Genomic DNA, 11,339 nt, shown 5'->3' with positions numbered 1-11,339 from the left:
ACGGGGCATCGCGCCACCTCCGCTCACGGCCGAAGCCTAGGCCCTCACCGAGGCTTCGGTCCCGCCACTACTCATCACTGGCCGAGGACCTCTGGGCCAGCCCTACCCGATGGGGGTCACCGGGTTGCGCTCCTGCAGCTCAGCCAGCCGCCTAGCGCCGAGCCAGACGTTGCCAGCCAGATCCCTGACGGTCCAGAATCTCCATGGCAGCCGCTCCGCAGGTGGCGAGCGGCTGCGTCCGAGTGCTGCCAACCATGCCACTACGAGCACAACCAGAGCAACGCTCTCCCCATATGGCGAAGCCACGACCTACGGACGCCGTGAAGATTTCACTCAGCCACCTCACCAGCTAGCCTGACCTGCTTCTCCGGGCACCTGTGTTGAGGCGAGGATCGTCTCGGATAGAGTCAGGTGCCTGGCTGACGGTCACCCTTCCGTGAGATGGCGCATCCACCAGACCCGAGGCGGCGCAGAGAGCCAACTCAGGATGACAGCCGCCAGTGCATTGTGGTCGTCCACTGTCCACCTGATCCTTTAAATTGCCAGGCCCACTGTTCGGACCGACTCGTTCCAGTACTTCGCCACGTCAGCGATGGTTGAGTGAACTCAACGTCCTTCTGGTGTGAGCCTAGCTGGTCGTTGTCGTTTCTGAGTAGGCCAGCCAACCAAGCAAATGCACCGTCTAGGAACGATTTTGCCGTGGAAGCGATCGCTTCTACAACCTCGGGGGGAAGCTTTCCCTTACTCTTGGCTTCGACTGCATCTTCGATCATTTCTTTGGAGACCACGCTCCGAATGTGCTCTACTGCGGCATCGAGCGCCTTATTCTGCTTTCTACCGCCATCGCGTTCCCATGCATAGACGACGCACGACCACCTCTTCGGCCAGTCGTCCCCTCCAACCCCTTGCGCCAGCCGCGCGAGACGCTTGCCATTGAATGGCATCTTTTGCCGTTCCTGGATGTCGCCAAGATTGTGGTGCTTCATCTTTATTATGCCCCTAGGATTGACAGTCATAACCGCCAAACGCACTTCATCTGTGGTATTCCTACGACCGAAGAGCCAGTCGTCCTGAGACTCGTCAACTCGCAAGGAATCCAAGTGCAGAGAGAGCGTCAAGCCATGGCCGCTGGCGGAAATCGATGGAATCCTCTGATCAGTGGCCGCATTACCCACATGCCTTTTCGCGTGACTAGTTGCCGAATGCATGTTCCCGAATCGGGCAAGCCCCTCGAATTCAGCGATCAGGTCGCGAGCTGTCGTGGCGGTTGTCAAGACTTGCTCACTGCTCACAGCAGAAAGAGGACCCAATAAGCGCTGCCTCTTCGGGGATGCGAAACCGGCCTGCTGTTGAAAGTAGGATTTGACCTGTAGCTGCATATCCCCCGGCAGACGATCGTAGAATGATGCGAATCGAGCCTCATCTGTGCCTTCCCGGTTCAGACCCTGGACGATATTTCTCTCACCGGCCAGCAGAAATGATCGAAAATAGCGCTCCCCTAGGAGGGCACCCAATGAATGCGCGTCGATCGTCGCCTGTGACCTAGTTCTTGGAGTATTCATGGTTTTCCTTCTACGTTGGGCGTGCGCTGCGTCGAATGCTGTCGGCCAGGTCGGAGCGGCCAAGGCTCCCCGCATTCGATTCCTCCTCGGTTCACCTCGCCGATGCTGTCGAGATCGGGTCACCGCCATCCACCGGTCCCACCGTTGTAAATCGGGGGCCTGACCCGCTTCTTAATGCGGCCTTAGCGGCCGAGCCCGTCCCGCACCCGGCGGGCACTACGCCTGTGCACGAGCAAGCACGCGGCGCCCCACCGCCGCAAAGTCGGGGATACCCACACGGTCGAACATGTCGACGGCCTCGGCGGCTGTCTTCATGGCCGCCGCAGGGTCGCCGTGCCGCCACTGGGCATCCGCGAGGTCAAGCGTGACTACGCCCAGGGAGGTGTGGTGACCGATCGAGATCTGGATGTCCCGCGCCTGGTGAATGGCCGCCACGGCGCCCGCAGTGTCCTCGTTCATGACCGCGACAAGGCTGCGCACTGTGAGTGCCGCCCCCAGGGCCGGGCGATCCCCCTGCTCTCGAGCGGCGCGCTCCGCCTGTTCGTGGCACTCGGCGGCTCGGGCCGAGTCGCCGGACTCCACCGCCACCCTGCTCATCCCGAGCAGCGCCATCATCGCCCCTCGGGCCTCTCCGACCGTGCGGAAGATGGCCAGGGCCGTGGTCAGGTGACGCCGTGCTTCCCCCAGCTCGCCCAGGGACAGTGACAGCCAACCCAGTCGGGCGCACACCAGGCCTTCCCCGGACTCGTCATCGGCGGCCACGTAGGCGGTGTGCGCCTCCTCCAGATGCTGCCGCGCCCCGACCGGGTCTCCGGCCAGGCGCTCCAGGCTGCCCATGTTGGCTCGCACGAAGGCGAGGGCGGAGGGCCCGGACGCCTTGTGGAACGGCAGCAGTGTCTCCTCCCACACCGGCCACAGCTCACCGAGGCGGCGCGAGATGTTCAGACTGCTGGCCGGGAGCATCATCAGCGAGCCGGCCCGGCCCTCATCCTCACTGAGATGCTCGAGGGTGGCCTGCAGCAGTAGACGCGACTGCTCGACCCGGCGACCACGGGCCGCCAAGACGGCGCGCGCGTGCTGGGCGGAGGCTGCTTCGGCGCGCAGCCCAGCCGCTTCGGCGACGGCTTGGGCGGCCGCGAAACGGTCGTCGGCGGCCTCGGCCGGATCCGGCTGCACCATGCTGAGGTAGATGCCGTCGAACAGCAGAGCGGTGCTCACGGCACGAGGACTGTCCGCCCGCCGGGACTCCTCGAGCGAGCGCGTCAGGTAGTCCCGCATCCCCGGCATCATGATCCCCTTGTTACGGATCTGAAGCACGAACAGCCCCAGCCAGCATCGGGACCGCTGCTCGGGCCATCCAGCCCCGCCGCAGTCGAGGACCGCCTCGAGCAGACGCGCACCTTCGCCGAGGTGGCCGAACCACAGCCAGTACGGCCACAGCTGGGCGGTCATCCACAGCGCCCTGCCCACATCGGCCGAGCGAAGGTACCCCAGCGCCGCCGTGAGATCCGCGTGACAGCGGTCCATCTCGCGTAGACCGTGGAGCCGCTGAGGTCCGCTCGGGACCCCGGTGGCTCCTTCCACCAGGTCGCAGAACCACTCCGCGTGCGCCTCCAGAGCCAAGGTCGTCTCCCCGCGACGGTCGAGCTCCTGGAGGCCGTAGGCCCGCATCGTCTCCAGCAGCCGGAACGCCTCGTGCCCCTCACCGCGTTGCGCCACCACCATCGACTTGTCCACCAGGTCCGCGACGACGGCCGCTATCGCGGTGTCGCTGACCGTGGGCTGAGCGACGACGGCCGACGCCGTCGCGATGTCGAACGGGCCTCGCAGCACGGCCAACCGGCAGAACAGGCTCTGCTCCAGCGGCGACAACAGAGCGAAGCTCCAGGCGACCGTGGCCTCCAACGTCTGGTGGCGCTCCAGCACGGTGCGCCCCCCACCGGACAGCAGCTCGAAGCGGTCGTCCAGACGGTGTGCCACCCCTGCCATCGTGAGGGCGTTCACACGCGCCGCCGCCAGCTCGAGCGCCAGGGGCATCCCGTCCAGCCGCACCGCGATCCGGGCGGCGTCGGTCGCTGTAGTCGAGTCCAGGACGAAGGTGGGGTCCGCGGCGGTGACCCGGTCGAGAAGTAGGCGGCCAGCCTCCGAGCGCATCAGATCTCCCGGCCGCACCGTGGCACCGAGATCGGGGAGCTCCAGCGGGGGGACGCGCCGCACCCGTTCGCCCGCCACCCGCAACGGTTCCCGGCTGGTGGCGAGGACCGTCAAGTGGGGGCAGGCAGGGAGCAGGGCCTCGACGAGTGCCGCGGCGCCGGCAGCCACGTGCTCGCAGTTGTCCAGCACCAGGAGCACATGGTGAGGCCCGATGGCTTCGATCAGCGCGTCGGTGCCGCTGTTGCTGCCCGGACGGAGGTGGAGCGCCCGCGCGACCTCGACGTCAACGGTGGCGGTCCGCTCCAGTGGCCCGAGCTCGACGAAGCCGACGCCGCCGCTGAACTGCACCCCGCCGCTGACAGCCATCTCGAGCGCCAACCGGGTCTTGCCGCAGCCGCCCGCACCGGTCAGAGTGACCAAGCGGTGTTGCGACAGGAGCTGCGAGAGGGCGGCCAGGTCCTCCTCCCGGCCCACGAAGGTGCTCAGCGGTGCGGGCACCCGGCTGGTCAGCGGCGGGCTTCCCGACGGTGAGCCGGTACCCCCAGCGCGGCCCGTCTCCCCCCGGCGGATCCGATCCGCCAGGTCCCGGCTCTCGGCCGAGGGAGCCACGTCCAGCTCTGCCCGCAGCACGCGAGCAAGCGTGTCGAACTGCCGCATCGCCGCCTGGGGCTGACCTGTCTCGGCGTACAGCCTCATCATGGCCTGGTGTGCCTGCTCATCTACGGGGTCCTCGTGCATGAGCTGGGAGAGGAGGACGTGAGCGTCCTCCCACTCACCCCGGTCGAGGCAGTCTTGGGCGATCCGCGCCACGCTCTCGCGGTGGAGCTGACGGAGCGACTCTCGTCGCGACTCTGCCCACTCCGCGTAGCGGTCATCCGGCAGGAGCTCCCCGCCGTACAGCTCCATGGCGGTACGAACCTCTGCGATGGTCTGGCTCCGAGAGTGCCGCTCGAACTCGACGACGTCGACCCACACCATCCCCGGCTCGCCCAGGCTCACCCACTGCTGTTGCAGGTGCAGGATCTCGTGGCCATCGGCCCCGACACTCGAGATGGCCCGTCGAGCCGCGGACAGCGCCTGGTGCAGGTTGTTCGACGCCGCGGGCGGGTCGAGGTCAGGCCACAGGTGATCGATGAGCTGTTCGCGGTGCAGGCGGTGGCGCGGAGCGAGGGCGAGCAGCTTGACCAGGTGCCGCGCCTTGGTCAGCCGCCACGACTCGGGAGCCACCTCCCGGGAGCAGACCGCGACCGAGAAAGTGCCGAGCAGGCGAACCTCTACTCGAGACGCTTCGCACCTGCCCCCAGTCCCGGTGAGCCGGCTCACGCGCCCCAGTATGCCCGTGGAGCGTCGAGTCTGCCTGTCTCTCAGCCCGCCTGGCCGAGCGGGCGGTGCAGGGACGCGGCGAGCAGCGTGGGGACATCAGCGCGAGGCCTTCATCGAACGTCAGTGAGGGCCGGATTCTCGTGCTGGCGCCGCCCGAAGGGCCGGCGCTAACCTCGGGCTATTCGCTCCTTGAACGCGTGGGAGGGTGCTATGACCAGCATCGATGAGTCCATACACGACAGCGACCAGGCCGCAGCGCTGGATGCTCTGCGCCGCAGGGTCTCTGGCGTGCTCGTCACTCGCGAGGAAGCGGAATGGGATCTGGCCAGGATGCCCTGGCTGGTGAACATTCCCCAGGACCCGCTGGCGGTGCTCACCGTGCGAGACGTCGACGACATCGTGGCCGCCGTGGGCTGGGCGGGTGAGCACGGGGTGCAAGTGACAGCGCAGCCGACCGGTCATGGGGCGAACGACGCGTTGGAGGGCGCGCTGATTCTGCGCACCGGCGCCTTGGGGGGTATCGAGGTCGACACCGAGCGCGCCACGGCGTGGGTCGGCGCGGGCGTGCGAGCCGGCGAGCTGTGTACGGCGCTGGACGGCACCGGCCTGACCTACCTGTGCGGGTCCAACTCGGACCCGACGGTGGTGGGCATGACGATCACCGGTGGGATCAGCTGGCTAGGCCGCGCCTACGGCATCGGATCGGACAGCATCCTCGCTGCCGAGCTCGTGGATGCCGGCGGCGTCTTGAGGCAGGTCAGCGCGACCGAGGACCCCGAGCTCTTCTGGGCACTGCGAGGCGGCGGTGGGGACTTCGGCATCATCACGCGCCTCCAGCTGGCCCTCCATCCGGCGCCGCACCTGTACGGGGGTCAGATGATGTGGCCCGCTGAGCACATGCACGATGTGCTGACGGCGTTCCGGGACGTGACGCGCACGGCACCGGAGGAACTGAGCCTGTGGTTCCATCTGTGGAACTTCCCGCCGATACCGGAGGTGCCCGAGCCGCTGCGCGGACGGTCGTTCACGGGTGTGGTGCTCACGTTCCTGGGTTCACCGGAGGACGCCGAGGCCCATCTGGCCCCACTGCGCGCCGTGGCCGGTCTGGCCATCGACACCGTGGGGATCGTCGGCCCGGGCCAGCTCGCCGACCTCGCTGCCGAGCCGACGGAGCCGATGCCGGCCATGCAGTGCAGCCGCTTGATGGACGGCCTCGACGACGCCACTATCGCCGCGCTGACGGAGGTAGCGGGTCCAGGCAGCGGATCCCCGCTGCTCATCGTCCAGATCCGCCACCTCGGCGGGGCCTTCGCCCGCCCCGTGCCGGACGGTGGCGCGCACGGGCCGGTCGCCGAGGAGTACAGCCTCTTCGCCCTCGGTGTGCCGGCCGTCCCCGAGCTCGTCCAGGTGATCCTCGCCACCTTCGCTCGGGTCGAGGGAGCCGTCGGGGACGCGACCAGTGGACGCACCTTGCTGAACTTCCTCGAAGTCGGCGAGGATCCCTCGAGGTGGTGGGACGAGCCGACCCGCGACCGGCTCGCGGCAGCCAAACGCACCTACGACCCCCACGGCACCATCCGCAGCAACCGCCCGGTGCTCGTCTAGAGGTTGTGCGACACGTCTCTGCACCCCGTCGCCCCCACGATCGGGAGGTCGCCGCGAGCAGCGTCGATCCACGCGGCGGAGTAGACGTGGCCGCCCACCGTCACAAAGCGTCCACAGGCGAGGACGTGGCTCGGGCGGCGCAGCGCAGGGGTGACCATCTCGGCACAAAACGAGCCAGCGGTTACGTCGATGGACACCTCGATGTCGGTGAAGTCCAGGACCACGCCGGTGAGTGGGTACCAGCACTTGTAGGAGGCCTCCTTCATGCTAAACATCGCTGCCAGAAGGTCGGCGTGGGCGGAGGCCCCACGCCTCTCTTCCGCGTCCGTGAGCACCACTGACGCCAGGTCGGGACCCACTGAGTCGAGGTCCTCCACGTCCACACCGATCCCGCTCATCTCCGTGCGCACGGCCGTCACGGCGACGGCGAGGTGTGGGCAGTGCGCGATGCTTCCGGTCGAGCCTGCCGGCCAGGCGGGGGTCCGGTCCGAACGGCGACCCACCTCTCCCCTAACGTGCAGCCGTCTGAGGGCGGCGTGAGCCGCGTCCCGGCCGGCGCGGAACTCCCGCTCCCGTGCGGACTCCGGCAGGGCGGAGGCCCGGCTGAGCTCGACCTCGTAGGCACCGACGGACGCAGGCACCAGGCCACGCAGGACAGCGGACTCGCGTGGCCTCATCCGAAGGGGTTCCCCTGGGGCGGCCCGTCGAAGGCCCCGTAGTCGCGAAGCAGCTCCTCGACCTCGGGCAGGTCGGTGAACGCGCCCTCGACCTGGTCCGGGCCGCTCACCCGATGCGCGTTCGTGCGGAGGTAGTCGCGCAAAGCGGCGTCGAACCGATCCTCGCCCACGGCCTCGCGCCCAGCCAGCAGGACGGCGGCACCCTGCTCGTACACGCCCTCGTAGTAGTAGCCGAAGCCGCCTTGCTCGGCCCAGTACGCCATGGGGTATCCCAGGTAGCCAGCGATGTCGTCGTCGACGTCCTCGAGCGCGAAGTCGTCCTCTGTCCCGGTCACCACCGCCTGAGCGAAGGTGGCGACGGACTCATCGACCCAAGGATGGCGAGCCTGGTTGTTCCCGACGAGGGCGTAGGCCCACTGGTGGGCCAGCTCGTGGGCGACCAGGCCGTCGAGCCGTCGCCCCGGGAGGTCGCCGTAGAGCAGCGCGGTGGGCGACTCGATCCCGGACATCCGCGAGGGGGTCACAGTCACCGACAGGTCGTCGTAGGGGAAGTCGCCCAACAGCTCCTCGAGCCGGGCCAGGTACTCCACGTGGGCCTCCAGCCAGTCCTGGACACCGACCCGTGTGCCAGCGGTCGGCACACCCACCCGGACCCGAACGCCGTGGGCCTGCGTCGTCTCCACCTCCATCCGGCCGACCGAGACCGCAATGTTGCGCACGGCAGCAGCCTCGAAGCGATGCTCAGTCCACCCGGAACGCGTCGCGGGCTCGGCGCCGGTCGGAGACCCGGTGCCGAGGACCTGGTACTCCTCGGGCGCGGTGACCGTCATGGACGCCAGCTCGAAGTCTTCGCTGGTCGCGGTCTCCCCCGGCAGTTCGACGGCGTGGTCGCGCGCCCAGCCCTCCTCTCGCACCCAGGCAAGCAAGGGAAAGCCGCCAGCGAACCAGGCCATCTCCGCCTCCGGGTCGACGCCCAGGCGCTCTTCGCTGGTCTCGGCAAGGTTCAACCTGAAGTCGAGGTCGACCTCGACCTCCTCACCCTCGTCGCGGCACGACGACAGAGGAAGTTGGACCAGTGTGCCCGGAGCACCTCCAGGCGCACCGGCCTGTCTTTCCACGGGGGTCACCCTCTGCCCGTCCACCGTCGCGGAGGACACCACGAGGCTCGTGCCCTCGCGCGCAGTCGTGGGCCCGTTGGGCCAGGCGCGAAACACCACCTCACAGATGCGGCGATCCGGGGTGAAGACGATCGACTCGGCGCCCCGAGCGCCGCCCAGGTCCTCATCCATGACGATGCTGAGGTCGACCACCGGCCGGTCGCCCCACGGCTCTGCAGCGGTGGTGGTGTCGGTGGGCGTCGACTGCGTCGTGGTGGGCGAACACCCGGCGAGAGACACGCTGGTCACCACGGCCGCCCCGAGGCGACGCCAGCAGAGGGCCAGCACGAAGTGCCACTCCTGTCACAGGATTTGCAGGGGTGTCGCCGGGGAGCCCCCACGACGGAACTGCCTCAGAATACCTGGGCCGGAGCCCGGCCCACGCGGTGCCGCCCGCGAGGCTGCGCGTGGGAGCGATGGCCGACCGACGTGCCCGCGGATACCTGGCGTGAGGCGGCCAATGCCAGGTAGCGCACGACCTGCTCCAACGGGCCCCGCTCGAAGTAGGTGCTCCAGACCCAGGCCAACGCGGTCAGCGCCACCAGCTGAATGAGGAAAGCGACCACAGGATCGCTCGGCATCCACGGCTGGACCAACAGCAGCAGGTGCGTGGTGTACATGGTCAGCGGCATGCTCCCTACGACAGTCAGGGGCCGGAGCAGCCCGCCCACGGCGCGGGAGAGCAGGACCATCCCCCCGAGCACCGCGAGAGCCACACCGATGCGCAGCAGGAGGTCCAAGGGCGCGCCCGAGTGGGGGACGTCGGTCGCCAGCCACCACCAGGTGTTGGTCGGCAAGGTGCCCTCCGCTCCGGCGCTGAGGAGATCGAGCTCGGTGCTGACGCTCGAGGACGCGGCCGCGGCGCTGTCGAGAGCGTCGCGGCCCCCCGCGCGCTCCAAAAAGAACCATGACGCCGAGCTGGCCGCAGCAGCGAGCGCCACGCCGAGCACCATGATGCCGGCGGCGGAGCTGCGCAGCGCCAGCGCGGAGCGGCCCACGGCCAACCCGGCACAGATGTAGGCGGTCCACGCGAGCGCGGGGTAGGCACCGCTGACGAGCAGCAGGCTCATCACCTCGCCCGGTTGCGCAGCCAAGGTCCACAGGCTGGGGTTCACGAGGTCCTCGGACATACCGCCGTGAGCCGCTCGCCAGAGGTGGCTGGCCGCGGGCACGAGCACCACGACCCCCACCGTCAGAGCCAGGAGCCAGGGACGGCTGAGCCGGATGAGCGGAATGGCCAGCACGAAGAGGACGGCGTAGTACGGCAGGATCACCAGGGCGTTGTCGCTGGGGACGACGAACCCCAGCAGCAGCCCCAGCGCGCCGATCGCCACGGCGCGCGCCGCCAGTGATGCGGAGGCCGCCGCGTAGCGCCGCCCTACCATCCGCTCGGGACGGCCACTGGTCATCGCCAGACCGACACCGGCGACCACCGCGAACAGCGCGGACGCGTATCCGACCGACAAGGACCAGGGGAGGGTGAGCGAGCCGTCCGCGCTGTAGGCGGGCAGGAGGTGGACCACCATCATGCCGAGCAGAGCCAAGCCGCGGGCGGCGTCGATGCCGGTGATGCGCCGCTGTCCCGGCCCCGAGCCGAGCGGAGTGTCGGTCGGGGAGGCAGGCGGGGTCGCAGGCTCACAGGCGTGTGCGATGGACGGAGCGACCACCTCGGGGCGCTCCAGGGTTGACTGCGCCATCAGTGCGACTCTCCTTCTTGCTGCTCGTCCGCCCTCTCGGCTGCTGCATGGGCAGCCTCTCGGCGGGGCGTGTGCTGTGCCGGGATGCCGGTCCAGTCCGTCTCATGCGGAAGGGTCTCGCCCTTCATGGCCAAGGACAGGGGAGCCAGGGTGGCCTGCTCCTCGACGACGGCGTCGTAGAGCACGACGGCGCGCGTGCCGACGCTGGCTCCCGAACTCACGGTTACCGTGGACATCTTCATGACGCGGTCTTCGAAGAGATGGGTCTGCAGGGAGGCGTTGGTGCCGACTGCGACGTCGTCGCCGAGGTCCACGAGGTCGAACTCGGTCACGTATGTGGTGTCGATCAGGGTGCGACGGCCGACCCGGACCCCGAACAGCCGCAGCACAGGGCCGAGGGCTGGTGTGCCCGCCAGGCTGGCCAGGAGCACCGGCACCGCGGTCGTCTCATAGATCCCGGTGACGAACTCGGTGCGCCGCACGAACGGGCTCCACAGCGGCTCGACCCGCCGGCGGTACCGACCCATGACCATCCACTTGATCGCCGCGGCGACGAGGACGACGAGGAAGCTGAAGCCCAGCGCCACCAGCGGGGTGGCCAGGACTGTCGCCCACAACGGCGCGACATCGGCGACGAAGGACAAGGAGTACAAGGTCCCGAAGGTCGACAGAGCCAGGATCGAGGCCGGCATGACGATCCGTAGGAACTCGACCGCGAGACGGGCGATGACCTGCTTGGTCGTGGGGCGGAACGTCTGCTCCTCGGTGAACTCGTCGTACATCTCGCGCCGGGGCAGGAAGAACGGCGGGGACCCGAGCCAGGAGGTGCCTCGCCCGACCCCGCTCACCGGCGGCACGGACTGCACCCCGATGAGGGACTCGTCCCCCAGGTGTGAGCCCGAAGGCACGAAGGCGGCATTGCCCACGAACGCGCGCGATCCCACGACGGTCTCGCGGAAGGCGACGTGGCCGTTGCAGTAGGTCGCGCTACCCACGCTGGCCATGTCGGCCACGAAGCACCCGTCTCGCAGGGTCAGCAGGTCCGGGTCGATGTTGGCGATCGTGGACACCTCGGCGTGCTTGCCGACGTGTGCGCCCAGCGCCCGGAGCCAGTAGGGGGTGTACAAGGTGGCGTAGAGCGAGTTGTTGAGCTCCAGGCTGATG

The 11,339-nt window shown here is 68.6% G+C and carries 6 protein-coding genes and 1 pseudogene; 1 reads left to right on the top strand and 6 read right to left on the bottom strand.

Going from position 1 to position 11,339, the window contains the following annotated elements:
- Positions 1-482: 482 nt before the first annotated feature.
- A complete protein-coding gene (locus tag VJ976_RS06280; protein WP_324099260.1) occupies positions 483-1,637 on the bottom strand; it encodes a hypothetical protein in 1,155 nt (384 codons plus the stop codon).
- A 141-nt stretch (positions 1,638-1,778) separates the two neighbouring features.
- Positions 1,779-4,943 carry a BTAD domain-containing putative transcriptional regulator gene (locus VJ976_RS06275; RefSeq protein WP_324099259.1) on the bottom strand — a complete coding sequence of 1,055 codons (3,165 nt, stop codon included), beginning with the start codon at positions 4,941-4,943 and terminating at the stop codon, positions 1,779-1,781.
- 306 nt (positions 4,944-5,249) lie between these two features.
- Here VJ976_RS06275 and VJ976_RS06270 point away from each other — a divergent pair, with 306 nt between their 5' ends.
- Positions 5,250-6,644 carry an FAD-binding oxidoreductase gene (locus VJ976_RS06270; RefSeq protein WP_324099258.1) on the top strand — a complete coding sequence of 465 codons (1,395 nt, stop codon included), beginning with the start codon at positions 5,250-5,252 and terminating at the stop codon, positions 6,642-6,644.
- On the opposite strand, the gene VJ976_RS06265 is transcribed toward VJ976_RS06270, so the two are convergent.
- From VJ976_RS06265 to VJ976_RS06250, 4 genes and pseudogenes are all read right to left on the bottom strand, one after another.
- Entirely contained in the window at positions 6,641-7,285 is a 645-nt protein-coding gene (locus VJ976_RS06265) for a 4'-phosphopantetheinyl transferase family protein (RefSeq protein WP_324099257.1), read from the bottom strand. The genes VJ976_RS06270 and VJ976_RS06265 overlap by 4 nt on opposite strands.
- A gap of 32 nt (positions 7,286-7,317) precedes the next feature.
- The gene (locus tag VJ976_RS06260) at positions 7,318-8,718 is read right to left on the bottom strand and encodes a hypothetical protein (RefSeq protein WP_324099256.1); all 1,401 of its coding nucleotides are present in this window, start codon (positions 8,716-8,718) and stop codon (positions 7,318-7,320) included.
- A gap of 113 nt (positions 8,719-8,831) precedes the next feature.
- On the bottom strand, positions 8,832-10,175 hold the full coding sequence (locus VJ976_RS06255; RefSeq protein ID WP_324099255.1) for a heparan-alpha-glucosaminide N-acetyltransferase domain-containing protein: 1,344 nt from the start codon (positions 10,173-10,175) through the stop codon (positions 8,832-8,834).
- Positions 10,175-11,339, bottom strand: a pseudogene (locus VJ976_RS06250) (thioester reductase); the annotation flags it as partial. The pseudogene VJ976_RS06250 and the gene VJ976_RS06255, both read right to left, overlap by 1 nt.

Origin of the sequence: Ornithinimicrobium sp. (assembly GCF_035267225.1) — a bacterium.
In the GTDB taxonomy this organism is placed as follows: domain Bacteria; phylum Actinomycetota; class Actinomycetes; order Actinomycetales; family Dermatophilaceae; genus Ornithinicoccus.
Note: the sequence above shows the minus strand (reverse complement) of the source record. Positions and strands in the feature narration are given on the sequence as shown.